27 protein-coding genes and 1 tRNA gene are annotated in these 26,195 nt (G+C 66.5%); 16 read left to right on the top strand and 12 right to left on the bottom strand.

Annotated elements, in window-relative coordinates; genetic code table 11:
• The first annotated feature begins 28 nt into the window (after positions 1-28).
• Positions 29-2,419: a hybrid sensor histidine kinase/response regulator gene (locus VYI76_RS08075; RefSeq protein ID WP_326524252.1), complete on the top strand. Its 2,391-nt coding sequence runs from the start codon at positions 29-31 to the stop codon at positions 2,417-2,419.
• Positions 2,420-2,470: 51 nt separating this feature from the next.
• Positions 2,471-2,821 (top strand): response regulator, encoded by a 351-nt coding sequence (locus VYI76_RS08070; RefSeq protein WP_326524251.1) that lies wholly within the window; start codon positions 2,471-2,473, stop codon positions 2,819-2,821.
• Between the two features lie 19 nt (positions 2,822-2,840).
• Here the strand turns inward: VYI76_RS08070 and VYI76_RS08065 are convergent, their stop codons facing one another.
• The gene (locus VYI76_RS08065) at positions 2,841-5,153 is read right to left on the bottom strand and encodes a hypothetical protein (protein WP_326524250.1); all 2,313 of its coding nucleotides are present in this window, start codon (positions 5,151-5,153) and stop codon (positions 2,841-2,843) included.
• 84 nt (positions 5,154-5,237) lie between these two features.
• On the opposite strand from VYI76_RS08065, the gene VYI76_RS08060 reads away from it, so the two are divergent.
• On the top strand, positions 5,238-5,531 hold the full coding sequence (locus tag VYI76_RS08060; RefSeq protein ID WP_326524249.1) for an Hpt domain-containing protein: 294 nt from the start codon (positions 5,238-5,240) through the stop codon (positions 5,529-5,531).
• A gap of 10 nt (positions 5,532-5,541) precedes the next feature.
• On the opposite strand, the gene VYI76_RS08055 is transcribed toward VYI76_RS08060, so the two are convergent.
• Positions 5,542-5,991: a cytidine deaminase gene (locus tag VYI76_RS08055; RefSeq protein ID WP_326524248.1), complete on the bottom strand. Its 450-nt coding sequence runs from the start codon at positions 5,989-5,991 to the stop codon at positions 5,542-5,544.
• Positions 5,988-6,470: a UPF0262 family protein gene (locus tag VYI76_RS08050; protein ID WP_326524247.1), complete on the bottom strand. Its 483-nt coding sequence runs from the start codon at positions 6,468-6,470 to the stop codon at positions 5,988-5,990. Before VYI76_RS08050 ends, VYI76_RS08055 begins: the two co-directional genes overlap by 4 nt.
• Positions 6,471-6,592: 122 nt before the next feature.
• On the opposite strand from VYI76_RS08050, the gene VYI76_RS08045 reads away from it, so the two are divergent.
• Complete coding sequence (locus VYI76_RS08045; RefSeq protein WP_326524246.1) at positions 6,593-8,116, top strand: replicative DNA helicase; 1,524 nt, start codon at positions 6,593-6,595, stop codon at positions 8,114-8,116.
• Between the two features lie 174 nt (positions 8,117-8,290).
• Here the strand turns inward: VYI76_RS08045 and VYI76_RS08040 are convergent, their stop codons facing one another.
• Both VYI76_RS08040 and VYI76_RS08035 read right to left on the bottom strand, forming a co-directional pair.
• Positions 8,291-8,542, bottom strand: coding sequence for a hypothetical protein (locus tag VYI76_RS08040; RefSeq protein ID WP_326524245.1), 252 nt, complete (start codon positions 8,540-8,542; stop codon positions 8,291-8,293).
• 155 nt (positions 8,543-8,697) lie between these two features.
• The gene (locus VYI76_RS08035) at positions 8,698-10,071 is read right to left on the bottom strand and encodes a M28 family peptidase (RefSeq protein WP_326524244.1); all 1,374 of its coding nucleotides are present in this window, start codon (positions 10,069-10,071) and stop codon (positions 8,698-8,700) included.
• Between the two features lie 105 nt (positions 10,072-10,176).
• On the opposite strand from VYI76_RS08035, the gene ettA reads away from it, so the two are divergent.
• The gene (gene ettA / locus VYI76_RS08030; protein WP_326524243.1) at positions 10,177-11,856 is read left to right on the top strand and encodes an energy-dependent translational throttle protein EttA; all 1,680 of its coding nucleotides are present in this window, start codon (positions 10,177-10,179) and stop codon (positions 11,854-11,856) included.
• A 124-nt stretch (positions 11,857-11,980) separates the two neighbouring features.
• Here ettA and VYI76_RS08025 read toward each other — a convergent pair whose 3' ends face one another.
• The 3 genes from VYI76_RS08025 to VYI76_RS08015 all read right to left on the bottom strand — a co-directional run bounded on the left by VYI76_RS08025 (position 11,981) and on the right by VYI76_RS08015 (position 13,552).
• Positions 11,981-12,250, bottom strand: a complete 270-nt coding sequence (locus tag VYI76_RS08025) for an acylphosphatase (protein ID WP_326524242.1) — start codon at positions 12,248-12,250, stop codon at positions 11,981-11,983.
• 179 nt (positions 12,251-12,429) lie between these two features.
• Positions 12,430-12,636: a hypothetical protein gene (locus VYI76_RS08020; protein WP_326524241.1), complete on the bottom strand. Its 207-nt coding sequence runs from the start codon at positions 12,634-12,636 to the stop codon at positions 12,430-12,432.
• A gap of 148 nt (positions 12,637-12,784) precedes the next feature.
• On the bottom strand, positions 12,785-13,552 hold the full coding sequence (locus VYI76_RS08015) for an NYN domain-containing protein (protein WP_326524240.1): 768 nt from the start codon (positions 13,550-13,552) through the stop codon (positions 12,785-12,787).
• A gap of 225 nt (positions 13,553-13,777) precedes the next feature.
• Here VYI76_RS08015 and VYI76_RS08010 point away from each other — a divergent pair, with 225 nt between their 5' ends.
• Positions 13,778-14,449: a hypothetical protein gene (locus VYI76_RS08010; RefSeq protein WP_326524239.1), complete on the top strand. Its 672-nt coding sequence runs from the start codon at positions 13,778-13,780 to the stop codon at positions 14,447-14,449.
• 23 nt (positions 14,450-14,472) lie between these two features.
• Here the strand turns inward: VYI76_RS08010 and VYI76_RS08005 are convergent.
• Positions 14,473-14,562: transfer RNA gene (locus VYI76_RS08005), tRNA-Ser, on the bottom strand.
• 113 nt (positions 14,563-14,675) lie between these two features.
• Between VYI76_RS08005 and VYI76_RS08000 the strand changes: the two genes are divergently transcribed.
• The 10 genes from VYI76_RS08000 to mazG are packed head-to-tail and all read left to right on the top strand — an operon-like array spanning position 14,676 to position 23,850.
• Entirely contained in the window at positions 14,676-15,701 is a 1,026-nt protein-coding gene (locus VYI76_RS08000; protein ID WP_326524238.1) for a lytic murein transglycosylase, read from the top strand.
• A complete protein-coding gene (locus tag VYI76_RS07995; protein WP_326524237.1) occupies positions 15,685-16,566 on the top strand; it encodes an SPOR domain-containing protein in 882 nt (293 codons plus the stop codon). Before VYI76_RS08000 ends, VYI76_RS07995 begins: the two co-directional genes overlap by 17 nt.
• A gap of 28 nt (positions 16,567-16,594) precedes the next feature.
• A complete protein-coding gene (locus tag VYI76_RS07990) occupies positions 16,595-17,764 on the top strand; it encodes a D-alanyl-D-alanine carboxypeptidase family protein (protein ID WP_326524236.1) in 1,170 nt (389 codons plus the stop codon).
• Complete coding sequence (gene tmk, locus VYI76_RS07985) at positions 17,761-18,387, top strand: dTMP kinase (protein ID WP_326524235.1); 627 nt, start codon at positions 17,761-17,763, stop codon at positions 18,385-18,387. Before VYI76_RS07990 ends, tmk begins: the two co-directional genes overlap by 4 nt.
• Positions 18,384-19,337 carry an AAA family ATPase gene (locus VYI76_RS07980; protein WP_326524234.1) on the top strand — a complete coding sequence of 318 codons (954 nt, stop codon included), beginning with the start codon at positions 18,384-18,386 and terminating at the stop codon, positions 19,335-19,337. The genes tmk and VYI76_RS07980 overlap by 4 nt, the downstream gene beginning before the upstream one ends.
• An 18-nt stretch (positions 19,338-19,355) precedes the next feature.
• Positions 19,356-20,885, top strand: coding sequence for a methionine--tRNA ligase (metG, locus tag VYI76_RS07975; RefSeq protein ID WP_326524233.1), 1,530 nt, complete (start codon positions 19,356-19,358; stop codon positions 20,883-20,885).
• Positions 20,882-21,661 carry a TatD family hydrolase gene (locus VYI76_RS07970; RefSeq protein WP_326524232.1) on the top strand — a complete coding sequence of 260 codons (780 nt, stop codon included), beginning with the start codon at positions 20,882-20,884 and terminating at the stop codon, positions 21,659-21,661. Before metG ends, VYI76_RS07970 begins: the two co-directional genes overlap by 4 nt.
• Positions 21,658-22,425: an MBL fold metallo-hydrolase gene (locus VYI76_RS07965; RefSeq protein ID WP_326524231.1), complete on the top strand. Its 768-nt coding sequence runs from the start codon at positions 21,658-21,660 to the stop codon at positions 22,423-22,425. Before VYI76_RS07970 ends, VYI76_RS07965 begins: the two co-directional genes overlap by 4 nt.
• On the top strand, positions 22,422-23,039 hold the full coding sequence (locus tag VYI76_RS07960) for a retropepsin-like aspartic protease family protein (RefSeq protein ID WP_326524230.1): 618 nt from the start codon (positions 22,422-22,424) through the stop codon (positions 23,037-23,039). The genes VYI76_RS07965 and VYI76_RS07960 overlap by 4 nt, the downstream gene beginning before the upstream one ends.
• Positions 23,040-23,094: 55 nt before the next feature.
• Entirely contained in the window at positions 23,095-23,850 is a 756-nt protein-coding gene (mazG, locus tag VYI76_RS07955; protein ID WP_326524229.1) for a nucleoside triphosphate pyrophosphohydrolase, read from the top strand.
• Here mazG and VYI76_RS07950 read toward each other — a convergent pair.
• From VYI76_RS07950 to hfq, 3 genes are read right to left on the bottom strand one after another with little or no spacing between them, the layout of a single operon-like run.
• Positions 23,837-24,340, bottom strand: coding sequence for a hypothetical protein (locus VYI76_RS07950; protein ID WP_326524228.1), 504 nt, complete (start codon positions 24,338-24,340; stop codon positions 23,837-23,839). The genes mazG and VYI76_RS07950 overlap by 14 nt on opposite strands.
• Positions 24,341-25,645: a GTPase HflX gene (hflX, locus tag VYI76_RS07945; RefSeq protein ID WP_326524227.1), complete on the bottom strand. Its 1,305-nt coding sequence runs from the start codon at positions 25,643-25,645 to the stop codon at positions 24,341-24,343.
• Positions 25,645-26,193, bottom strand: a complete 549-nt coding sequence (gene hfq / locus VYI76_RS07940) for an RNA chaperone Hfq (protein WP_326524226.1) — start codon at positions 26,191-26,193, stop codon at positions 25,645-25,647. Before hfq ends, hflX begins: the two co-directional genes overlap by 1 nt.
• Positions 26,194-26,195 lie beyond the last annotated feature (2 nt).

Genomic DNA, 26,195 nt, shown 5'->3' with positions numbered 1-26,195 from the left:
TGGGCGCGGGGGGCGGACAAGGGACGCGATGGCTTCGCATGCTCCGTCCCCGCCCGCGCTGATCGCGACGCCCGCACGCCGCGCGCTGCTGATCGCCGCGTGTGCCGGCGTGGCCGCGGCCGCGATCGTGCTGTGGTTGATCGGCGATATCGCCATCGCCGGCGGATTCGCCGCGGCCGCGCTGGTTGTCGTCGGCATGGCCGTGGCGGTTCGCGCGCTGTTTCCCGCCGTGACCGAAAGCCACGCCGAGCCGGACTGGAGCGTCGCCCACGCGATCGCGCTCACATCGTCGGATGCGGTCGCGCTGATCGACCGCGCCGGCAGGATCGTCTGCGCCAACGATCGCTATCAGGCGCTGTTCGGCGGTTATCCGACGCCGCCGAACCTGGGGCTGGACGAAGCGGATACCGAGCGGCTGGGCGTCGCCGGACGAGTAGCGTGGCGCGACGGCAGCGGTGCGACGCTGCTTGCCGTGCGCGGTGCCGAGGTTCAGGCGCGGATCGAACGGATCGGCAATGACATGCTGCTGTGGCGCTTCGCCACCGCCGACGTCGCCGACCTCGCCCAGCGTGTCCAGCAGGCGATCGCCGGCCGGCAAGGCGACCGTTTCGGCGAGGCGGGACTGATGCTCGCGGTGCTTTCCCCCGATGGCCGCGTGCGCACCGCCAACCGGGTGCTGCGCGTCCGCGCGATGGGCCATGAGGAAGGCGCGATCGAGGGTCGTGATTTCGCGCGTTTCCTCATCACCGATACGGGCGGCCTTGTGCGCTTCGAGCGCGAGGGGCTGTCCGGCAACTCCTTGCGCGTCCTGCAACTTCCCTTCGTCGAGGGGGACGAGGCGCCGATGCTCGTCGCGCTGCTCGACGAGGATGCGGCGGTCGCGGTGCCGGCGATCGGAACGGGTGCCACCAGCCACGTCCGTGCACTCGTCGCACTGTTGCCCGCGCCGATCGCGCTGGTCGATCGCGATGGCCGGTTCGTGCACATGAACGATGCTTTCCAGCGCGCGACCGGCGCCGATCCCGCCGCTCCGCCGCTCTACCCCGGCGATCTGGTGGTGCGCGAGGACAAGGGGCCGCTCGCCGATGCGATACGGCGCTTTTCGGGCGGCGGCGGTTATGCCACCCAGCTGCCGGTGCGCTTCGCCAGCCGTCCCGACGAACCCGTCCAGATCGCCCTAGCCGGCGCGCGCGGGCTGGGCGAGGCCGCGGTGCTGATGAGCCTGAAGGACAGCGGCGAGGAAGGCCGGCTGAAGCACCAGGTCGCGCAGGCGACCAAGATGCAGGCTGTCGGCCAGCTCGCCGGCGGCGTCGCGCATGATTTCAACAATATCCTGACCGCGATCCTCGGCCACTGCGACCTGATGCTGATGCGCCATACGCCCGGCGACAGCGATTATGACGATATCCAGCAGATCCGCACCAATTCGAACCGTGCCGCGGCGCTGACCCGCCAGTTGCTCGCCTTCTCCCGCCAGCAGACGCTGCGCCCGCAGGTGCTACAACTGCCGGACGTCATCTCGGAGGTGTCGAACCTGCTGCGCCGCCTGCTCGGCGAGACGGTGACGCTGGAGGTCAAGCACGGGCGTAATCTGGGCCAGGTGCGGGCCGATCCGGGCCAGCTTGAACAGGTCGTGGTCAACCTGGCGGTCAACGCGCGCGACGCGATGCTCGTCAGTCATCCGGGCGGCGGTGGGGTGCTGACGATCGAGACCTTCGCGGTGGACGCCGCACAGGTCAGGCGGATGGACGAGGACCTGCTGCCGGTCGGCGACTATACGGCGTTGCGCGTCAGCGACACCGGCACCGGCATCCCGGCCGACATCATCCCCAACATCTTCGAACCCTTCTTTACCACCAAGGAAGTGGGGAAGGGCACGGGGCTGGGCCTGTCGACCGTCTACGGCATCATCAAGCAGTCGGGTGGCTACATCTTCGCCGCGAATGTCCGGGGATCGGGCGCGGCCTTCACCATCTATCTGCCGGTGCACGCCGCAGCGACCGCGCAGGTCGCCCAGCCGGTCGCGGTCAGGCGCGACAGCGAACAGGCGTGGGGCACGGGCGCGATCCTGCTGGTCGAGGACGAGGAGATGGTGCGCGCCGTCGCGGAACGTGCGCTGACGCGCCAGGGCTATACCGTGCGCACCGCCGAAAATGGCGAGGTCGCGCTGGAGATGCTGGCGAGTGGCGAGCGACCCGATCTGCTGATTTCCGACGTCGTCATGCCGGTGATGGACGGACCGACGATGGCCAAGCGGGCGCGCCAGCGTTTCCCCGGCCTGCCGATCCTGTTCATGTCGGGGTATGCCGAGGAGCAGCTGCGGCGCTCGATCGATCTCGACAACGTCGCCTTCCTGCCAAAGCCCTTTTCGGTCCAGCAGCTTGCCGACGCCGCACGCGACGCTCTCGGCACGGATTGACGCGCCGCCGACCCGGTTGATCGCCTGGGCGTTGACCCGTAAGACTCGGCGATGGCCGCACCCCAGCGCATCCTCATCGTCGAGGACGAACCCCTGATCGCGATGATGCTGGAGGATTTCCTCGACGCTTTCGACAAGCAGGTTGCGGGAACGGCGGATTGCGTCGCCGATGCGCTGCGGTTGATCGCCGGGGGTGGCATCGACGCCGCGATCCTGGACGTGAACCTGCGCGGCGGTGAAAAGAGCTGGCCGATAGCGGATTCGCTGGCGCGGGCCGGCATACCGTTCGTGCTGGCGACCGGCGGCAGCGGCGACATGATCGCCGATGCGCACCGCGATCGGCCGGTGCTGGCCAAGCCGTTCACGATGGATGCGGTGGAACGGGTGCTCGCCGGCTTCTGACGGCGCGAACCGCGAGCCGTCAGGTCCGCAGCCGCTCGATCGCCTGGGCGAGCGCGACATAGAGCTTGCCCATGTCCGACGACAGCAACGTCACGCCCAGCGGGGATCCGTCGCGCTGGGTCAGGATCTGGCGCAGCATCGCCTCGAAATCATGGATGTAGCGGTTGACGTGCTCGCGGAACTCGGGGTCGTCGTGGTGCAGGCGGGCGATTTCGCGCGCGTCGCCCGAATCGAGCAGCCGTACCGCACGGCGGGTGAACACCCCGCGATCGCCCTTCAGATAGGCGGACCAGGCGCTGTCCGACACTTCGTGCGCGAAGGTCTTGGAAATGTCGATCGATGCCGAATTGAGCGCCTCGATCAGCAACGAAACCCGCCGCGCGAAATTGTCGCGGTCGCCTTCCTCGCGCTCGGCGCGATCAGCGGCAAGCCGCGCTTCGATCGTGGCGGTCGATTCGGCGATCGTCATCAGTTGCTGCGACAGCCGCTCCGACGCGCGGGTCGCGGCGGATACCGCCTCCTCCGATACTTCGCGCAGTTCGGCCAGCGGCTGGGGCAGCGCGCGGGCGAAGGCGCCGCGCACCGCGTCGGCGCTGGCGCTCTCGATAGAGGCGGCGGCATCGGGCACTACCGACGTCAGCACCTGGCGTGCGCTGTCCGCCGCTCGGTCGGCGGTTTCGCGGATCCGCGCCAGTGCCTCGACCAGCTGGGGCGCGGCCTCCTCGGCGAAGCGCCGCGTCTTGGCGATCGCGTCACCCACGACGGTGTCCATCGTCATCGCCTTGTCCTGGCCGATGTCGAGCGCCTCGGTCAGCGTCGCGGTGATCTCCGCCAGCTTCTGGCGTTCGGTGGTGACAAGGCTGTTGACCGCCTCGACCGCGACATGCGTGCTTTCCGCCGCGGTGACGAGGGCGAGCAGTTCGGGCTTGGCGCTGCCCACCATCCGCCGGCTCTCGCCGATCCGGTCGTCGAGGCGGGTCAGCGCGTCGGGCAATGTCTCGTCGATCTCGCGCGCGGAGGCGTCGAGCGCGGTCAGCAGGTCCTCGGCCGATCCGATCAGCAGGCGCGCGGTCGCCTCGCCGACGCGCATCGTCTCGGTCATTGCCTCAGTAGACGCCGTCAGCGTCGCGATCGACGCGGCCAGCTCCTGGCTCTTGGCCTGTCCCTCGGCGTGCAACCGGTCGAGTTGTTCGGACGCGCCGTCCACCCCGGTCGCGATCGTCAGGAACAGGCTGTCGGTGCGCCCCTGTTCCTCGCCCAGCCGGCCGGAGATACGCTCGATCGCGCCCTCGACGGCGACCAGCCGGTCGTGCAGCGCCTCGGCGCCATCGCGACCCGATTTCTCCAGCGCGGCCTGACTGGCCGACAGCATCGCCAGCATCGCCTCGCCCTGCGCCGCGATGCCCTTGCGCGATTCGTCGATCGCCTGCGCCGCGCGGTCGAGCACCGCATCCACCGCCGCCGACATCTCCGCTGCCGCCGAATCGAGCCGGTGCGCGGCGGCGTCGCTCGACGATTCCATCCGCGCGATGTGCGCACTCAGCCGCGTCGCTGCGCCGCCGGCGATCTCGTCCGCCGCGCGGCCCCGTTCAGCGACCCCGGCCAGCGCGGCGTCGAGCGCCACCGCCCGCTCGCTCGCCGACAGGCCCAGCGCGGTCAGCGCGGCGCTGATCTTCGCGGTCTCGACATGCGCCTTGGGCAGCGAATCGAACACCGTCTGCAGCTTCATCTCGACATCGTCGGCAGCCCGGACCAGCGATCCGCCGATGGTGTCGAGGATCTGCGCCTCGACGGTCAGATTGGCCGTGGTCGCGCTCAACCGCTCCGACGCCGCGTCGCCGATCGTGACCAGTGATTGCGCCTGTTCCGTCAACGCCCGCCGATTTGCCTCGATCCGCTGGCCGAGCGCGTGGATCGTGCCTTCCAGATGCGCGGCCTCCGCCCGCATCGCGCGAGCCGTCGCGCCGAAACGCCGCGCTTCGGCCCGGCTGGTGCGCAACGCGAGCAGGCACAGCACCGCGACGAGGGTGGGAACCACGCACAGCGCGGCAGCGAACTGGACGAATGCGATCGGGGGCAGGGGAAAGGCGTCGCGCGCGAACCACAGCATCGTGCCGACCCATGCCAGCGACACGAGCGTCGCAAGCAGCGGCATCACCCAGGTGAAGCGCGGCGCATCGTCGTCCTCGGCCGCCTGCCAGTCCTGATAGGAATCGGCCGAGTCGTCCAACGCGTCCTCGACCGTGGAATCGCGCGCGATCGCGGGGAAATCCTCCGCGAGCTCGGCTTCCGTCGCCGGACGCAACCCCACGATGCGTGACCCCCCGTTCATTTTGGGACATCTATCACGGAATCGACGACGCGATACAGCAAAGCGGCAACGGTCCCTTAAGCATGGCGGCCTAAGTGTCGGGCCATGGCTTATGATCCCGGTGCGATCGATGCGACCCTGGCGGCGGCGGTGGGAGACGATCCCGCGCTGATCGCCGAGTTGCGACTGGCATTCCTTGAGGGCGCGAAGGCCGCGGTCACCACGCTCACCCGTGCGGAAAACGGTACAGCCTGGATCGATGCCGCGCTGCGCCTGAAAGGGCTCGCGGCAAGCTTCGGCGCGGTGCGCCTGATGGCGGTGGCGGGTGACGCGGCGATCGCGCCGGTCGGCGACGTGGAGACGCTGCGCAAGGTTCGCCGCGCCGTCGAGCGACTTTAAGCGAAGCCTCTCAGGCGAAACCGAGGTCGCGCGGCCCGAACGCATCGGGCAGCAGTTCGGACAGCGTATAGCGCCTTACGGCGTCGCCTTCGGCCGCGCCGCACAGCACCGGCAGGTCGGTCCCGCTCATCTGCGCGGCCTCGTTGATGATCTGGCGGCAGCGTCCGCACGGGCTGACGAGCGAACTGCCCGTCGGCGCACCATCCTGGTCCATCGCACCGCCGATCACCGCGATCGCCGCCACGTCGCGCAGCCGCCCCTGGGCGCTGACGGTCCCCAGCGCGACGGTTTCCGCGCACAATGTCAGGCCGTAGCTGGCATTCTCGAAATTGGCGCCGGTCACCACCGTCCCGTCGGTCAGCAGCACCGCCGCCCCCACGGCGAAACGCGAATAAGGTGCGTGCGCATGGCGCGCTGCGCGGCGGGCGGCGTCGATCAGGGCGGTCTCGTCCATCGTCATCCCTTGATATGCAGCACGCAAATCAGCGTGAACAGGCGGCGGGCGGTGTCGAAATCGACCCCGACCTTGCCCTCCAGCCGCTCGATCAACAGTTCGGCCGCCTGATTGTGGATTCCGCGCCGCGCCATGTCGACGGTCTCGATCTGTGCCGGGGTCGCCTGGCGAATCGCCTGGTAATAGCTGTCGCAGATCGCGAAATAGTCGCGGATCGGCCGCTTGAACCGGCCCAGCGCCAGGATCAGCGTCTCGAGATGGCTGTCGTCGTCGCGGTGGATCGCCAGCCCGAGCCGACCGTCCTCGACCGACAGGCGAATGCGGTATGGCCCGGCATAGCCGTCGGCATGGTCGCGCTGCGGCGCGAAGCTGTTGTCCTCCAGCAGGTCGAAGATCGCGATCCGCCGTTCCTGCTCGACGTCGGCCGACCGCCACAGGATCGTGCGTTCGTCCAGTTGCACATCGATGATGCGATGATCGGCCATCACCGCGTGCATTGCGGCACTTGCGAAGCCGAATCAATCACCTCGACACGGCCCGGCGTGATCCACGCTATCCACACCGCATCGGCGGTTGCGGGGCACGGGCGGGGATGGGAAGGGGGGCAATGGCCACGATGATCCGACCCGCCGATTCTCCCGAAACGACGCCTGCCCAGCTGCCCCAGAATATCGAGGCCGAGGCCGCGCTGCTCGGCGCGATGATGATCGACAACCGGCTGGCCGACGACGTCCTCGACCGGATCGAGGCCGAACATTTCTTCGAACCGCTGCATGGCCGAATCTTCTCTGCCATCCGCTCGCTCCGCCAGAACGACATGCTGGCGACCCCGGTCACGCTGCGGCCGATGTTCGACGGAGATGAAGGGATGCGCGCGCTGGGTGGCCCGGCCTATCTGGCGCAGCTGACCGGCAGCGGCGCCGGCCTGATCGGCGCCAAGCAGTTCGCCCAGCAGATCTACGACCTGGCGATGCTGCGCGCGCTGGTGACTGTGGGCCGTACCCTTGTCGATCGCGCGATGGACACTTCCGACGAGGTCAATCCCCGCGCCCAGATCGAGGCGGCGGAGGAGCTGCTGTTCAACGTCGCGGCCGATGGCGGCACCGCGAACAGCGTCAAGACCTTCGCCCAGGCGACGACCGAAGCTGTGCGGCTTGCTGAAAAGGCGCTCAACGCCGGCGGTGGGCTGTCCGGCGTCACCACCGGGCTCGATTCGATCAATGCCAAGGTCGGCGGGCTTCATCACAGCGACCTCATCATCCTCGCCGGCCGTCCGGGCATGGGCAAGACCTCGCTCGCCACCAACATCGCGTTCAACGCGGCAAAGCGATGGATGGACGACATGCGGCTGGGCATCGCGCCGGAGAAATCGGTCGGTGCGAAGGTAGCGTTCTTCAGCCTGGAAATGTCGGCCGATCAGCTGGCGACCCGCGTGCTCGCCGAACAGGCGCGGATCAGTTCCGAGGCGCTGCGCATGGGCAAGATCAGCAAGGCGGAGTTCGGCCAGCTCGCCGCCGCCGCCGCCGATCTGGAGAACCTGCCGCTCTATATCGACGACACCGCCGGCCTGACGATCGGCGGCCTGCACACGCGCGTGCGCCGGCTCCAGCGGCGACAGGGCAACCAGATCGGCCTGGTCGTCGTCGATTACCTCCAGCTGCTGTCGGGGAGCGCCAAGAGTTCGGGCGACGGGCGCGTCCAGGAAATCTCGGAAATCAGCCGCGGGCTCAAGACGCTGGCGAAGGACCTGAACGTCCCCGTCATCGCGCTGTCCCAGCTGAGCCGCGCGGTCGAAAGTCGCGAGGACAAGCGGCCGATGCTGTCCGACCTGCGCGAATCGGGATCGATCGAGCAGGACGCCGACATGGTGTGGTTCGTGTTCCGCGAGGATTACTATCTTGCCGCGCGCGAGCCCAAGCTGCCCAAGGACGGCGACGACGCCCGCGTGTTCGACGATCACGGCGCCTGGGCGCAGCAGATGGAGCGTGTCCACGGCCTCGCCGAACTGATCGTCGCCAAGCAGCGCCACGGCGCGACCGGCAAGGTGACGATGAAGTTCGAGGCGAACATCACCCGGTTCAGCGACTATATCGGCGACGCCGGCTACGGCAGCGGCGACGGCGGGTATTGAGGGGCACGGAGTGAAGGTCGAAGCACCCGCGATGCACTGAAATCCTTGATCGTCATCCCCGGCTTTGACGATTAGGATCGCCGCCCAAAAGAAAAGGGCGCCTTCCGCAATGGGAAGACGCCCGTTTCTCTATCGCGGCGGAGCGGGTCAGCCCGCTCCGGTCCGCGGCAAGGCTCAGTGAGCGTTGTCGGCAGCAGCCTCGGCGTTGTCGGCCGCAGCGTGCAGGTTGTCCGCAGCGTTCTCGAGAACGGCTTCGCCAGCCTCGGTGGTGGCGTTGTCGGCCAGCGCTTCGAGATTGTCGGCCTGCGCTTCCAGGTTGTCGGCCACTGCTTCAGCGTTCGCCTCGTTCGCCGTGGTCGGCTTCGAGTCGCAGGCGGCGAGCGACATCAGGCCGGCAGCGGCAGCGACAATGAGAACCTTCTTCATTTATTGCTCCCAAGCAAATTCGTTCGCGAACCGGCCCGATTGCCGACGCGAAGTTGCCGCAATAACGCCCCTGACGAACGCGTCAACGTCGAAAGTGACGGCGACCGTCCCACCCGTGCGCCGCAATTTTGCCGTCAACCAGGCCCTTGCGTCGCTCATCGCGCCGGTGTGACCGGGCCGATTTCCTCAGGCGCATTGGCGACGACGGCCAGCATCGCCGTCCATGCCGCCACATTCTGGCGCAGCTTTTCGGAGTCGACCTTGTCGAGCGTGTCGTCGGGGGTGTGGTGCAGGTTGAAATAGTCGAGGCCCGACTGGTTGAGGTCGATTGCCGCGACCCCCTTTGCCATGATCGGGCCGACGTCGGCGCCGTCACCGGCCTTTTCGGCGCTGCGCGCGATGCCCAGCGGGAACAGCGCGGTTGCCAGCCGGTCGCCGATCGCCTTCGCGCTGTCGGGCAGGTTGACCTTGAAGCGCCAGATGCGGTCGGCGCCGAAATCGCTTTCCGCCGCGACCACATGATTGTCGCCGCCGTTCTTCGCGGCATAGGCGCGGCCGCCGAACACGCCGACTTCCTCCGCGCCGAACCACACCACCCGGATCATGCGGCGCGGAGTTCCGGCGTCCATGATCCGCTTGGCCGCCGCCGCGGTGATCGCGACGCCCGAGGCGTCGTCGATCGCGCCGGTGCCCAGGTCCCAGCTGTCGAGGTGCCCGCCGACCAGCACGATGCCCGCAGCGGGATCGCTGCCCGGCACCTCGGCGATGACATTGCCCGATTCGCGCATCCCGATCTGGCGCGGGGTCAATACCAGCTTGAGCCGCACCGGCTGGCCGCGCTTGACGATCCTTTCGAGCTGCTCGGCATCCGGGATCGACAGGGCGGCGGCCGGGATCGGTGTCACGCCCTTGGGAAAATTGGTGCCGCCGGTATGCGGATTGCGGTGATGATCGGTGCCGACCGAGCGGATGACGATCGCGGCCGCGCCCTTCTGAGCGGCGATGCCGGGCCCCTGAAAGCGCACGCGCCCGTAATAGCCATAGGACGACCCGTCCTGCGTGGCGTGCATCGCGTGGCTGACGAACGCGATCTTGCCTTTCAGGCTGCCTTCGGGCGCGGCCTGGAGATCGGCGAGCGAGGGGAAGTAGACGATCTCCGCCGTCATTCCGTCCGCCGGCGTGGCGCCGGAATTGCCCAGTGTCGTCAGATGCAGCTTCTGCGGAAAGGGCGCCACCACCTCGGCGGTTTCCTCGCCGCGGACCCAAACCGGCATCTGGAACAACTCGACGCGGACATTGCTGAATCCGAGGGCTTTCAGCTTCGTCACGGCCCAGGTCCGCGCCCGCGCCTCCGCCTCGGTGCCCGCCAGGCGCGGGCCGACTTCGGTCGTCAGCCCCTCGGTGATGTCCCACGCTATCTCGTCCCTCAGCGCGGCGTCGCGCAGGGCGGCCGCATCCATCGTCTGCGCGACGGCGGGGAGGGGCAGGGCGACGGCGGCGATCGCCGCGAGCAGGAGGCACTTGGTCATGCGCGCGGTGGTAGACCCGGCCGCCCGCGTTGCCAATCGTCCGCCCAGCGACTACATCGCCCCCGCATTTTCCAGCATATCAGCCTGTTCGAACGGAGACCCCAGTTGGCCGCCCAATATGCATTTGTCATGAAGGACATGACGAAGACCTTCCCCGGCGCGCCCAAGCCGGTGCTCAACACCATCAACCTGCAATTCTATCAGGGCGCCAAGATCGGCATCGTCGGCCCCAACGGCGCCGGCAAGTCGACGCTGATGAAGATCATGGCCGGCATCGACAAGGATTTCACGGGCGAGGCATGGCCGGGCGAGAACATCACCGTCGGCTATCTGCCGCAGGAGCCGGAGCTCGACCCAGCGAAATCGGTGCTGGAAAACGTCAAGGACGGCGCGCGCGAAGTGGCCGACATGGTCGATCGCTTCAACGCGATCTCGGCCGAGATGGGCGATCCGCAGGACGATACCGATTTCGACGCGCTGATGGAGGAGATGGGGACGCTCCAGGAAAAGATCGACGCGGTCGACGGCTGGACTCTGGACAACCAGCTCGAGGTCGCGATGGAGGCGCTGCGCTGTCCGCCCGGCGACTGGGCGGTCGACAATCTGTCGGGCGGTGAGAAGCGCCGCATCGCGCTCACCCGCCTGCTGATCCAGAAGCCGTCGATCCTGCTGCTCGACGAACCGACCAACCACCTCGACGCCGAAAGCGTGAAGTGGCTGGAAAATCACCTCAAGGAATATGCCGGCGCGGTGTTGATGATCACCCACGACCGCTATTTCCTGGATAATGTCGTCGGCTGGATCCTGGAGATCGATCGCGGCAAGTACTTCCCCTATGAGGGCAATTACTCCACCTACCTGGAAAAGAAGGCCAAGCGGCTGGAGCAGGAGGATCGCGAGGAATCCGGTCGACAGACGGCGATCCGCAACGAACTGGAATGGATTCGTCAGGGATCGAAGGGCCGCCAGACCAAGTCGAAGGCGCGCATCGCCAATTTCGACCGCTTGGTCGCCGCGCAGGAAAACCGCACGCCCGGCAAGGCGCAGATCGTCATCCAGGTGCCCGAGCGTCTGGGCGGCAAGGTGATCGAGGTGGACAACGTCTCCAAGGCGTACGGCGACAAGCTGTTGTTCGAGAACCTCAGCTTCACCCTTCCCGCCGGCGGCATCGTCGGCGTGATCGGGCCGAACGGCGCGGGCAAGTCGACGCTGTTCAAGCTCATCACCGGGCAGGAGACGCCGGATACCGGCACGATCGATCAGGGATCGACCGTGCGGCTGGGCTATGTCGACCAGAGCCGCGACCATCTGAACCCGGCGAACAACGTGTGGCAGGAAATCTCCGACGGGCTCGATTACATGAAGGTCAACGGCCACGACCAGTCGACCCGTGCCTATGTCGGCGCGTTCAACTTCAAGGGGCAGGACCAGCAGAAGAACGTCGGCAAGCTTTCCGGCGGCGAGCGCAACCGCGTCAACATCGCCAAGATGCTGAAGCGCGGTGGCAACGTCCTGCTGCTCGACGAACCTACCAACGATCTCGACGTCGAGACGCTGGGCGCGCTGGAGGAAGCGATCGAGAATTTCGCCGGTTGCGCGGTGGTCATCAGCCACGACCGCTTCTTCCTCGATCGGCTGGCCACGCACATCCTGGCGTTCGAGGGCAACAGCCATGTCGAATGGTTCGAAGGCAATTTCGACGCCTATGAGGAAGACAAGCGCCGCCGCCTGGGCGACGCGGCGGATCGCCCGACCGCGCTGGCCTACAAGAAGCTGACGCGCTGAACGGGCGGCTGGCGGGGCGCGTGCACGGCCCCGTCGGTCCTGACGAGCGGCGGTCGCTACCCCTGGCCAAAGTTTCGAAGGGTTGCCGGACCGGACAATGGCGCTAGCCCGGTCCGGCGCCCCCTCAGACGGTGAAGCGTTTCGTAAACCCTTTCACCGACCGATCGTCGACGGGGAAGACGCTGACGTCCTCCACCCGCGCAAGTTGCGGGCCCTGGTGGCAGGCGGCGAGGAAAGCTTCGATCGCTTCCTGATCGCCGTCGGCCAGCATCTCTACCCGCCCGTCGGACAGGTTGCGGACCCAGCCGGTCACGCCCAGTGCCTTCGCGCGGCGGACCACGAAATCCCGGTAACCCACCTGTTGAACGCGGCCGCTGACCAGCACGCGCTGCATGGCTCCCATATACGCAAACTCCACACCCCTTGGCGACGGCACGACGCCGCCCGCCGGGACAGGCATGCACGCAAAGACAGGAGCGAGGCGAGGGGCGCACGGCGCGGCTCGCCGCGCGGAGGGCAGCATTGGCCGTGAACCGTTGCGCAGGCGCGACGATCCGCCGGGAATCTAAAGGCTTAGCCGTCAGTATCCGGCGCAAGAGGCCGGAGCCGGGCGTCCTTTCCGCGCCGCGCAGCCTCCTGTCGGCGCGCAGGCTCGCAATATTCCAGATAGCGCTCGGCGATCGCGACATGCGCGGCGATCACCATCGCTGATCCCGATTTCTGCGCCAGGTCCAGTTGTGCCTCGGCGCGACGGTGAAAATAGTCCAGGTCTTCAGGCAACACGTTTCTTCACCACTTGACGGGCGACCGCGCGCGGGGCGCGTGACCGGCGGTCACCGTGCTTGTTCCGGCCGTTCGCGGGAATGATATCCCCCACAACCTGCCCCGTAGCTGAAGAACGTCCGCGAACCGCTTTCGATCCTGCGGTTTATCGCACCCGCTTCACCCACAGCCGGCCGCCCTCTCGCCGCTCCGTCGCGAAATTGGGCACCGCCTCGATCAGGTCGGACAGGCGCTTGAAGCCATAGTTGCGCGCGTCGAAGCTCGATCGGTTCGCGGCGAGCTGCCCCATCGCCGACAGGCTGACGAAACCGCGCTCGTCGCGCTTCACATTGTCGTAGCTGTCGATCAGCAGCTTGAGCAGATCGGGATCGACCGCCGACCCGCCCGGCGCCGGCTTCGCATTCGCGCGCCCCGATGCCGACGGCAGCGATTCGGCCAGCGGCACCTCGACCGGCGCCGGCGCCGCCTCGCTCTTCAGCGCGCCGGTATCGATGAAGCGGGTGCACGCCTGCTTGAACGGTTCGGGCGTCTTCGAGGTGCCGAAGCCGTAGACCGGCATGCCTTCCTGTTTGATCCGAGTCGCCAGCGGCATGAAATCGCTGTCCGACGACATGATGCCGAACCCCTGCACCTTGCCGCGATAGAGCAGGTCCATCGCGTCGATCGTCATCTTCATGTCGGTGGCGTTCTTGCCCTTGGTCAGGTCGAACTGCTGCTGCGGTTCGATCCCGTGCCTCAGCGACATGTCGCGCCAGCCCTTCAGCGCCGGCTTCGACCAGTTGCCGTACACCCGCCGCACACTGACCGTGCCCAGCTCGGCCAGCACAGTCAGCACCGGATCGAGCGTCGCCGACGACGCATTGTCGGCATCGATCAACAGGGCGATGTTGCGGTTGTGGGTGTAGTCGCTCACGCTGCAATCTCCGGCGCCTAGGGCGGATGGGGGTGGAGCGACCCGCTATATCCACGCGGCGGCGGCGCGAGAAGGGGAGGTGGCTATGGTGGTGCCAAGTGCCAGCGGACGGTCCCTCGTCAATCGAACATCCGCAGCAGCGGGCGTAGGAGACAACTCCTTCTGTCCTGACGCTGGCAGCAGGCCGCGCCTTTGGGCGTGGGGTGCTGTAGCTAAGACGGGTCTTTGCCGATTTCGCTGGTCGTGTTGAGTGCTGCAATGAGAGATTACCTGAGGCGAGTCGCACGGTTCTTTGGACTAATCGCGGCTGTCCCGTTCCTGATTGCCTTCATTGGCGCATGGTCTGCGGGGCTAGGGTTCTTCCTATTCATAATTGGCATACCCGCCGCCTTCCTTGTGCTCGTTGTCGGCTCTGCGACTTGGATTGTCCGAAGCTATCAGCACGGAAAAGAGTTCAACGTGACGCGCGATCGAATCGTCGTTTACGCTGCCGCGCCGACGTTGCTGGTCATAACAATCTGCCTCAGTTGGCCCTCACTGGCGCTTGGGAGCTACACCGGCACTATGTCCCGGCTGATGCTAAACCGGGGAAATTACGAGGCGATCATTGCGAAAGTGCGATCCAACCCGAAACCGGCTTGGTTCCACGACGATGACGGCGTGACATATTCAGTCGATTTGGGGCCGCCTATCCGAGTGGCTTTCAACCCAGCAGGCATGCTCGATAACTGGTCGGGTATAATATACGATCCGACCGGCGATGTTATGCTTGCCGACGGATTCGATCCCAAGACCGGGAAGTTCGTTGCACCGGATAAGGTCACAAAGCTGTTCCACGGCGATTTGGTAAGCTGCCGATGGCTGTGGGGTGACTATTACGATTGCTCGTTCACCTAGCCATCTCGCTCAGCATGCTCGGCTGGCGGAAGAGGTGGGATTCGAACCCACGGTGGGCGTGAACCCACGACGGTTTTCAAGACCGTTGCCTTAAACCACTCGGCCACTCTTCCGCGAAGGCGCCGGGCTTAGCGGACGCGACCATTTGTGCAAGCGGCGGGACGTTTGGGGTTCCCCCCGCACATGCCGCTGTGGCATCATCCGCGGCATGGAACAGGGTTTGCGTATGCGTCGGCGTATCATGGGGTGGGGGGCGATGGCCGCGCTGCTCGCCATCGGTCCTTCGGCGGCGGCGCAGGACAATGTCGGCTTCCAGCAGTTCCTCCAATCGATCCGCGCCCGCGCGATTTCGGAAGGGGTCCGGCCGCAGACGTTCGACGCGGTCGCGCCGACGCTGACTTTCAACCCGCGCGTGGTGGAGCTCGACCGGCAGCAGCCGGAAGCGTCGCCCAACGCGACCATCCCCGCCTTCGCTCCGTACAAGGCACGCCATGTCGATGCGGCGCGGATCAACCGCGGCCGCGCCGCCTATGCCCGCGCCCGCCCCAAGCTGGAGCGGATCGAGCGCGAGACGGGCGTGCCCGAGGAAATCATGGTCGCGATTTGGGGCCATGAGACCAATTACGGCAGCTATACCGGCGATTTCGACCTGCCGCGTAGCCTAGCCAGCCTGGCCTATGAAGGGCGCCGCCGCGAGCTGTTCACCGGCGAATTCATCGCGACGCTGAAGATGATCGATCGCGGGGTGCCGCGCGATCGGTTGAAGGGCAGCTGGGCGGGGGCGTTCGGCTATCCGCAGTTCCTGCCGTCCGTCTATCTGCGCCTGGCGCGGGACGGGGACGGCGACGGACGGGCGGATATCTGGTCGAACGAGGCGGATACGCTGGCGTCGATCGCCAATTATTTCGTCAACGCCGGCTGGCGGGCGGGCCAGCCCTGGGGCTTTGCGGTGACGGTGCCGGGGGGCTTCAGCCGCGCCGACATGCGCTCGCGCACGCTCAGCCCGCGCTGCCCGCGCGTCCATGAACGCCACAGTCGCTGGCGGACGATGGCCGAATGGCGCGCACTGGGCATTGTGCCGCAGGGCAGGGGGTGGCCGGCGGACTCCGTCCTCGCCTCGCTGATCGAGCCCGACGGGCCGGGGCGCACCGCCTATCTGTTGACCGGCAACTACCGCGTGATCCTCGATTACAACTGCTCGAACTTTTATGCGCTCTCCGTGGGGCTGCTCGCCGATGAAGTCGCTCGCTAGCCTGCCGCTGCTTCTGTTCGCCACCGTCGCCCCGGCGCAGGAGCCGGCGGGGGCGGGGCCGCGCGGGTCGTCGCAGCTGAACGCGGGCGAAGTCCGTTACGATCGTGTCGGTTATGCGGGGCAAGCCGAGTTGCCCGGCATCCGCGTCGCCAGCCCGGACTTGCCGATCGGCAGCTTCGCCGAGGTGACCGCGCTCGACACTGGCCGGACGATCGCGGTCGAGGTTGCCGCACGATCGGAGGCGCGCGACCGCGTACTCGATCTGTCGGCGGCCGCCGTGGCCGCTCTGGGCTTGGGCCTGGTTGACGCGCGCGCGCCGGTGCGGGTCCGGCGCCTGACGCCGTCGCCGCAGGACATCGCCGGGCTGCGCAGCGGGCAGGGCGCGGAAAGCCGCGCCGATGCGCCGGAGGGGCTGTTGGTCGCGCTGCGCCGCAAGCTGCCCGCCAAGCCCGTGGCCCAGCCGGCGAAGCCGTCGCCCACCGCGGTCACGCCAAAGCCCAAGCCTCTACCCGTCGCTCAGCAACCGAGTTCGACGCCGACACCGGTCGTAACCAGACCGAAGCCCGTGCCGCCTCCCGTCGCGCCGAAGCCGCGACCGACGCCCGCGCCGACACCCGTCGCGATCAAGCCGAAGCCTGTGCCCACGCCGGTCGTAACCGGCCGCTACGTCGTTCAGGTCGCCGCGCTCTCGAATGCGCAGCGTGCCGCCGCCGTCGCAAAGGCGGTGGGCGGTACGGTCCTCGATGGTCCGCCGGTGTGGCGCGTCCGCCTTGGCCCCTTCGCCGACAATGCCGCCGCGGCCCGCGCGCGTGACGATGCTGCGCGCAAGGGCTATGCCGGCGGCCAGATCCTCCGCCTTCCCTGAAACGATCAACGCCGGACCGATTGCAATCATGACAAAGCCTATCCTCGCCGCCGTCCTCATGCTCGCGGTCGCCGCGCCCGGCATCGCCCAGGCGCCGTCGTTCGAGAGCGCCGCTCCGGTCGCCTATATGGAAGACCTGTCGACCCGCGCCGTCCTCTATTCGAAGGACGCCGACCGGCGGATGCCGCCCGCGTCGATGGCGAAGATGATGACCGCCTATGTCGCGTTCGACCTCATCAAGAAGGGCGATCTGAAGCTCGACGAGTTGGTGACGGTCAATCCAGAGACGTGGCGCAAGTGGCATGGACCGTCGGCGGGATCGACGATGTTCCTGTCGCCGAACGAACAGGTCAGCGTCGAGAACCTGCTGAACGGCGTCGTCGTGCTCTCCGGCAACGACGCCTGCGTCGTGCTGGCCGAGAGGATCGCCGGCAGCGAGGAGGCGTTCGTCGGCCTGATGAACAAGAAGGCCGCCGAACTGGGCCTGAAGAACAGCAATTTCGGCACGTCGAACGGCTGGCCCGACGGCGGCGTCACCTATGTCACCGCGCGCGATCTCGCCAGGCTGGCCGAGGCGACGATCATCAACCATCCGCAACTCTACAAGAAGTTCTATTCGCGGCACGAATTCACCTGGGGCCAGACGATGGGCTCGGGCAGTGCGATCACCCAGGCGAACCGCGATCCGCTGCTGGGCCGTGTCGCCGGTGCCGACGGCCTGAAGACCGGGCACACGCAGGAGGCCGGCTACGGCTTCACCGGATCGGCCGAGCAGGGCGGCCGCCGCCTCATCATGGTCGTCGCCGGGTTGACGAGTTTCAATCAGCGGATCGACGAATCGGTCAAGTTCATGAACTGGGGCTTCCGCTCGTGGAAGGCCAAGCCCGTGGTCGCCAAGGGCAAGCGCGTCTCGACCGCCGAAGTCCAGCTCGGCAGCGAGCGTGAGGTCGGGCTGGTCGCGCCGGACAATCTGGCGATCACGATTCCCGCCGGCAGCGATCCTAAGATGACGGCCAGGGTCGTCTACGCCGGTCCGCTCAAGGCGCCGATCAAGGCCGGCCAGCATGTCGCCGACCTGGTCGTCGCCACCGAGGGTGGCCCGACCTCCACCATGCCGCTGGTCGCCGAGGCCGATGTCGACGAGGCGGGCTTCTTCGGCCGTGCCTGGGCGGGGCTGATGTCGCTGTTCGGGGCGTGACCGCGGGCAGGTTCCTGTCGCTCGAGGGCGGAGAGGGCGCGGGCAAGTCGACCCAGGCCGCCCGCCTGGCCGAAGTGCTCGCCGCACGCGGGATCGAGGCGATCGTCACCCGCGAGCCCGGCGGCAGCGAGGGTGCGGAGGGCGTGCGCGGCCTGCTGCTCGGCGGGGACGTCGCCCGATGGAGCGCGCACAGCGAGACCTTGCTGTTCGCCGCCGCGCGCGCCGATCATGTCGAAAAACGCATCCGCCCCGCGCTCGAATCCGGGATGTGGGTGATCTGCGACCGGTTCGTCGATTCGACGCGGGCCTATCAGGGTGCGCAAGACATCGACGACGCCGCCATCCTCGCGCTCCACGCCTTCGGCTCAAAAGGGTTGCTCCCCGATCGTACCCTGGTTCTGGAGATCGATCATGAGGCCGGCGGCGCCCGGGCGGCGACGCGCGATGCCGGGGCGCTCGACCGGTTCGGCCAGCGTGGCCCGGACTTCCACGCCGCCGTCGCTGCAGGCTTTCGCCGCATCGCCGAGCGGGAGCCGGAACGGGTGCGCCTGATCGATGCCGATGCCGATCCCGCCACGGTGACCGACCGGTTGCTGGAGGCGATCGCCGACCTGCTGCCATGACGTCACTGGTCGGCAATGCCGATGCGCGCGCGGCGATTTCGAACGCCGACCTTGCCGGAAACCTGCACCACGCCTGGCTGATCGCCGGACCGGAAGGCGTGGGCAAGGCAAGCCATGCGCGCGAGGTCGCCGCGCTGCTGCTGGCGCGCGCGGCGGGCGACAGCGCCGGCCGCACCGTCGCGATGATCGAGGCGGGCGCGCATCCCGACTATCGCGTGCTCCAACGCCTGCCAGTCGATGACAAGACCGACAAGGGCCTCCAGCGCTCAATCAAGATCGAGCAGGTCCGGGGGCTGGGCGCCATGTTCGCGACCAAGCCTTCGATGTCGAGCCGCCGCGTCGTCATCATCGATCCGATCGATGACGTGGAGCGGCCGGGCGCGTCGAACGCGCTGCTGAAGAATCTGGAGGAGCCGCCCACCGGCACGATCTTTCTGCTGGTCAGCCACGCGCCGGGCCGGTTGCTGCCGACGATCCGCTCGCGTTGTAGGGTGCTGCGTTTCGATCCGCTGGGCGACGGCGAGGTCGCAGGCGTCCTCCGCGCCGCCTTGCCGGAGGCGAGTGCCGCCGAGATCGCCACCCTCGTCCGCGCGGGGGCCGGATCGCCGGGTCGCGCGCTGCGCTTCGCCGGTCTCGATCTCGCGGCGATCGAAAGCGCACTGGTCGCGATCGCCCGCGACGGCGATCCCACCAACCAACAGCGCGTGCGCCTGTCCAAGGCGCTCGGCGTCAAGGCAGCGCAGCAACGCTACGAGGCGTTCCTGGAGCGGGTGCCGGCCTTCATCGCAGAACAGGCGCGGATGCTGGGCGGCGACCGGCTGCGCGACGCGCTGGACGCCTATGCCGCCGCGGCCGACCTTGCCCGCGCCTCGATCGCGCAGTCGCTCGACGCGGCGACGACCGCGTTCGAGATGGGAACGCTGGTGTCGCGACTGGCGCCCCGTCGCTGACTTGGCTAGGGGCGGGCGATGGCCCAGCCCTATTACATCACCACCGCGATCCACTATCCGAACGGTCGCCCGCACATCGGCCACGCCTATGAGATGATCGCCGCCGATGCGATCGCGCGCTTCCAGCGCCAGGCCGGGCGTGACGTGCGGTTCCAGACCGGCACCGACGAACACGGCCTGAAGATGGTCAAGACGGCCCGCGACCGGGGTGTCGAGGTGCGTGCGCTGGCCGACGAAATGTCAGGCTATTTCGTGGAGATGGCGGACAAACTGAACATCTCTTGCGATCGTTTCATACGCACCGTTGAGCCGGAGCATTACCGCGCCAGTCAGGCGATCTGGCAGGCGATGGCCGACGCCGGCGACCTCTATCTTGACCGGTACGAAGGCTGGTACTCGGTCCGCGACGAGGCCTTTTACGAGGAAAAGGAACTGACCCTGGCGGAGGATGGCAGCAAGCTGTCGCCGCAGGGAACGCCGGTCGAATGGACCGCCGAGGAAACGTGGTTCTTCCGCCTGTCGAAATATCAGCAGCCGTTGCTCGACCTCTACACCGCGCAGCCCGATTTCATCCGCCCGGACAGCCGTCGCAACGAGATATTGCGCTTCGTCGAAGGCGGGCTCGCCGATCTCAGCGTGTCGCGCACCAGCTTCGACTGGGGCGTGCCGGTGCCGGGCAGTCCCGGCCATGTCATGTACGTTTGGGTCGATGCCCTGACCAACTATATCACCGGCGCGGGATATCCGGATGATAAAGACGCTTTTTCAAAGTGGTGGCCGGCCGACCTGCATCTGATCGGCAAGGATATCGTCCGCTTTCACACCGTCTATTGGCCCGCCTTCCTGATGTCGGCGAAGCTGCCGTTGCCAAAACAGGTGTTCGGCCACGGCTTCCTGCTCAACCGCGGGGAGAAGATGTCGAAGTCGGTCGGCAACGTCGTCGATCCGATGGCGCTCGCCGAACTCTATGGCGTCGATGCGCTGCGCTATTTCCTGCTACGCGATGTCAGCTTCGGCCAGGACGGGACGTTCAGCGACGACGCAATCGTGACCCGCGCCAATGCCGACCTGTCGAACAGCTTCGGCAATCTCGCACAGCGGACCTTGGCGTTCATCGCCAAGAATTTGGACGGAAAGCTTCAGCCCGGCCGGCATGATCCGGCCGACGATGCGCTGGATGCAGAGGTGCGCGCAGCCACCGCCGATTTCGTCGCGCAGTTCGGCGATCTCGCGCTGGGGCAGGGGATCGAGGCGTGGATGCGCGGCGTATTCGCGTGCAACGCCTATATCGATACCCAGGCGCCCTGGGCGCTGCGCAAGACCGATCCCGAGCGGATGCACGCGGTGCTGGCGACGCTGGTCGGCGCGATCCGCCGCCTTGCCATCGCGATCCTGCCGGTCGTGCCGGCCTCGGCCGAGAAGATCCTCGACCTCCTTGGGGCAGGTGTACGCGATCACGCGGCGCTGGCGGCGGAGTGGGATGCGACTGCAATCACTATCGCTCCGCCCTCACCGGTGTTTCCACGCCTGGAGCTCGCCGCGGCATGAGGCTCGCCGACAGCCATTGTCACCTGAATTACAAGGGGTTGATAGAGGATCAGCAGACCGTGCTGGAGCATGCGCGGGCTGTCGGGGTGACGGCGATGCTCAACATTGCGACGCGCGAAAGCGAGTGGGACGCCGTGCTCGCCACGGCCGAAGCGCAGCCCGACGTCTGGGCGACGGTCGGCATCCACCCGCATGAGGCGGACCAGCATCCCCATGTCGATACCGCCAAGCTGGTCGCGCGCGCACGGCACCCGCGCATCGTCGGCATCGGGGAAAGCGGCCTCGACTATTATTACGATCACAGCGACCGTGCCCGCCAGCAGGCCAGTTTTCGCGCGCACATCGCCGCTGCCCGTGAAACGCAACTTCCCCTCATCGTCCATACCCGCGATGCCGAGGACGACACGCTGTCGATCCTTGGCGAAGAACTGGGGAAGGGGGGCTATCCCGGCGTCATCCATTGTTTCACCGCCAGCGGGGCGTTCGCCGATGCCGCGCTCGCCATGGGCTTATACATCTCGATCTCGGGCATCGTGACGTTCAAGAACGCCCGCGACCTGCAGGAGACCGCCGCCCGCCTGCCGATCGAGCGCCTGCTGATCGAGACGGATGCGCCGTTCCTCGCGCCCGTCCCGCATCGCGGCAAGACGGCGGAGCCGGCGCATGTCGCGGACACCTGCCGGTTCCTCGCGGCCTTGCGCGGTGACGATCCCGAAGATCTGGCGGAAACGACACGGCGGAACTTCCACACATTGTTCGCGAAAACCTGTCGATGAAGCTGCGCATCCTCGGGTGCGGCACATCGTCGGGCGTGCCGCGGATCGGGGGCGATTGGGGTGCCTGCGACCCCGCGGAGCCGCGCAATCGCCGGCTGAGGGTATCGATCCTGGTGGAGCATGGCCCGACGCGGATCCTGGTCGATACCGGCCCGGATCTGCGCGAACAGTTGCTGACAGCCAATGTCGGCGATGTCGATGCGGTGATCTGGACCCACGACCACGCCGATCACTGCCACGGCATCGACGACCTGCGGCAGGTCTATCACTTGCGCGGTCACGTCCCGGTGCTCGCCTATGCGCGGCCAGGCACGCTCGACAGCCTGCGCGCGCGCTTCGCTTATGCGTTCGACGGGGCGGGGGGCTATTCCGCGACGATCGACAGCCGCGTGCTGCCAGATGACTTCACGATCGGCGGCGTCCGCATCCGCGCTGTCGACCAGCCGCACGGATCGATCCATTCCGCCGGCCTGCGGTTCGACGTCGATGACCGGTCACTCGTCTATTCTACTGATTTCAATATTTTAACTAATGATATGGCAAGTCTGTACAAGGATGTCGACGTGCTGGTGATCGACGCGCTGCGCCGCGCTCCGCATCCGACCCATCCGACGCTCGATCAGGCGATCGAATGGATTGCGGCGTTGTGCCCGAAACGCGCTATCCTGACGCATATGGACCAGTCGATGGATTATCGCGGGCTGTGCGCCGAACTGCCGCGGGGTATCGAGCCCGGCTATGACGGGCTGGAGGTGACGCTGTGAACAGCGACGACAGCGTCTCGCTGCTCTGGGGGCTCGGCGCGCTTGTGCTGGTGGTCAGCGCGATCACAGCGCGGCGGCTTTCGTTCGGCGCGATCGCGCGGTCGGTGCTGGCCTGGCTCGTCATCTTCGGCGCCGCCTGGGCGGTGTTCGCCAATCGCGATCGCATAGAGCCCGTTATTGCCGCAGTCGGCGAGCGGCTCGGTATCGGCGCGCAGAGCGTAGAGGGCGACACCGTCCGCATCCAGATGAGCCAGGACGGCCATTTCTGGGCACGGGTGTCGCTCGACGGCTTCGAACGGCGGATGCTCGTCGACAGCGGCGCGACGATCACCGCGCTGTCGGAGGAGACCGCGCGGCGCGCCGGCATCGACGTGAGCGCGTCAGGGTTTCCGGTGGTCATCAATACCGCCAACGGATCGGTCCAGGCGCGTCGGGCGAACATCGAGCGCGTGACGCTGGGCAGCCTCGACACCCGCGATCTGGGTGTCGTGGTTTCGCCGGCCTTCGGCGAGACGGACGTGCTGGGCATGAATTTCCTGTCCCGGCTCGGCTCATGGCGCGTGGAAGGGCGGACGCTCATCCTCGAGCCCAAACGCGCGGGCACTGGAGCGTGATTTACATAATACATATTATCGAACTAGCGGGTTCGTGGTTTCGAAGGGCCCTCTCGTGATCGAGCGCCTCGTCGCGATCATGGCCCGCCTGCGCGATCCCGAACATGGATGCGAATGGGACACCGTCCAGACATTCGATACGATCGCGCCGTACACGATCGAGGAAGCCTATGAGGTCGCCGACGCCATCGCGCGCGGTGATATGGGCGAACTCAAGGACGAACTCGGCGATCTGCTGCTCCAGGTCGTGTTCCACGCCCGCATGGCCGAGGAAGCCGGTGACTTCGCCCTGCCGGACGTGATCGCCGCGATCAGTGACAAGATGGAACGCCGCCACCCGCACATCTTCGGAGACGCGGCCGGCGGTGGGCATCATCTGTGGGAAACGATCAAGGCGGAGGAACGCGCGGCCAAGGCCGATCGCGGCGCGCTCGCCGGCGTGGCGCTGGGCCTGCCGGCACTGTTGCGTGCGGAAAAGCTTCAGAAACGCGCCGCCCGCACCGGCTTCGACTGGCCTGATCCGAGCGGCGCCCGCGCCAAGATCGACGAAGAACTCGTCGAGGTCGAGACGGCTGCCGACGATGCGGCGCGTGAGGAGGAAATCGGCGACCTGCTGTTCGCGGTGGTCAATTGGTCGCGAAAACTGGGGATCGACCCTGAGGCGGCGCTGCGGGGCGCGAACGCGAAGTTCGAGCGGCGGTTTAGGGCGATGGAGGATGTGGCGGGCGATAGCTTTGCCGGACTGGCGCTGGATGAGAAGGAAGCATTGTGGCAGTCAGCGAAAGATTCAAATATCCTCAGGATTCTCTAATCGCCATCGCATCCTGAAAGACCCTATCACTCTCGCCATGGGCGTCTAAAATTCTTTTGAGAAAATCACTGCTAGAATTTGCAAATTTTATCCTATCTCTGTGATTTGTTGCAGAATTGAATTTCTCATTGTAGAAATTGAAATTATTAAGATTATTTTTGAAGTTTTTTAGAAATTCTGTAACTGTTTTATCAAAAATAAATTTTGAAGATTGAGCTATACGCGCTGCTTCGAAAATATCTTCCGTTGAGACATTGGAATGAGTGGTAATTTTCCCGTAAAGTGACCGAAATTGCTGATATAGCGTCAAGCGCCGTTCTAAAAGATTGATGCGTAAAATTTGAGCTTGCTGATCGAAATTCGCGGCTGAAATCGTATTGGACCGACGATTTTGCGCTCTCGTTTGCAACAGGACAACGATCGAAACTATAAGTGTCGCAATAAAGCTTAACAAAGAAACGATATCAGAAAGCTTTATTTCGTCGAGCATCTATACTGTCCGCACCACAAACCGCTCATAATCCGCCGGCGCCAGCCGTACTTCATACACCGCGCTTTCGCCCTCCACCGTCCGGTCGAGCACCTCGCCATGCTGGTGTAGCCATGCCGCCCCCGCTCCGTCGCCGGCATCGAGGGTGATCGTGTAGCGCTGGTGCCCGGCGGTCAGGCGGGCGGAGATCGCGCCCAGCAGGTCGCCTACCCCTTCCCCGGTCAGCGCCGAGATCGCCACCACATCGTCGCGCCGCGCGGCTTCGCCCAGCAATTCGGCGCGCGCGTCGTCGCCCAGCAGGTCGAGCTTGTTCCAGGCCTCGATCCGCGGGGTCGCTTCCTCGACGCCGATGTCGGCCAGCACGCCTTCGACGTCGGCCTTTTGCGCGGCGCTGTCGGGGTGCGCCACGTCGCGGACGTGGACCAGCAGGTCGGCCGACACCACTTCCTCCAGCGTCGCCTTGAACGCCGCGACCAGTTGTGTCGGCAATTCGGAGACGAAGCCCACCGTGTCGGACAGGATCGCCTTGTCGATTCCCGGCAGGCCGATCTGGCGCAGCGTCGGATCGAGCGTGGCGAACAACAGGTTCTCCGCCATGACGTGCGCGCCGCTCAAGCGGTTGAACAGCGTGGATTTTCCGGCGTTGGTATAGCCGACCAGAGCGATCACCGGCCACGGCGCGCGCTGGCGGCGTTCGCGGTGCAGCCCGCGCGTGCGGCTGACCTGCTCCAGTTCGCGGCGCAACCTCGCCATGCGGTCGCGGATCAGCCGGCGGTCGGCCTCGATCTGGGTTTCGCCGGGGCCGCCGAGAAAGCCGAAGCCGCCGCGCTGCCGCTCAAGGTGGGTCCAGCTGCGCACCAGCCGCCCCGCCTGATAGTCGAGGTGGGCAAGCTCGACCTGCAAACGCCCCTCCGCCGTCCGGGCGCGCTCACCGAATATCTCAAGGATCAGCCCGGTGCGGTCGATCACCTTGCAGCCCATCGCGGTTTCCAGGTTGCGCTGCTGGATCGGCGTCAGACTGGCGTCGAACACCGCAAGGCCCAACCCTTCGTCGCGCACCATCTCCGCGAGCTGCTCGACCTGTCCGCTGCCGATCAGCGTCGCGGGCTTCGGCGCACGGACGCGGAAGGCGATGCGCCGCACCACCTCCACACCGATCGCCAGCGCCAGCCCCGCCGTTTCCTCCAGCCGCGCATCGGCATCGCGGGGTGAGCCGCCCTGATCGGGCAGCACCACGACGGCGCGCGTGCCGCGCGTGAAATCCTCGACGTCGCGTTCGAACCCGCCGGAAGTCTTTGATGTCATCAATCCTCGGCGGCCTGCTCTTCGGCCAGGTTGAGCGGGTTGGCCGGCTGGACCGTCGACACGGCATGCTTGTAGACCAGCTGGGACATGCCTTCACGCTGGAGCAGCATGCTGAACAGATCGAACGCGACGATCCCGCCCTGCAGCATCACGCCGTTGACCAGGAACATCGTCACGCTTTCTTCCTGCCGGCGTACCGCGCTCAGGAAAATTTCCTGCAATCCCGCGTTCTTGTGCGACGAATCGCCGATCGCATCGACGATTCCCGCGACGTCGAGCGGCCCCGACGGCATGATCGTGGAGATCGCGTGCTTGTAGATCAGCTGAGACTGGCCGTCGCGACGCAGCAGGACGGAGAAATTATCGAACCAGGTGACGATGCCCTGCAGCTTCACGCCCTTGACGAGAAACATCGTGACGGGGGTCTTGGATTTGCGCAGCGCGTTGAGGAACAGGTCCTGAAGCGAGGTCTGCTTGTCGGCCATCGGTCTTCCTTGGTCTTGGCGGGGTTTACCCGCGGGGCGCCGTTTCCCGGCATCGGAACGCACCC

The organism is Sphingomonas sp. (assembly GCF_035910975.1).
Classification (GTDB): Bacteria; Pseudomonadota; Alphaproteobacteria; order Sphingomonadales; family Sphingomonadaceae; genus Sphingomonas.
This window is presented reverse-complemented; position numbering and strand designations above follow the sequence as displayed.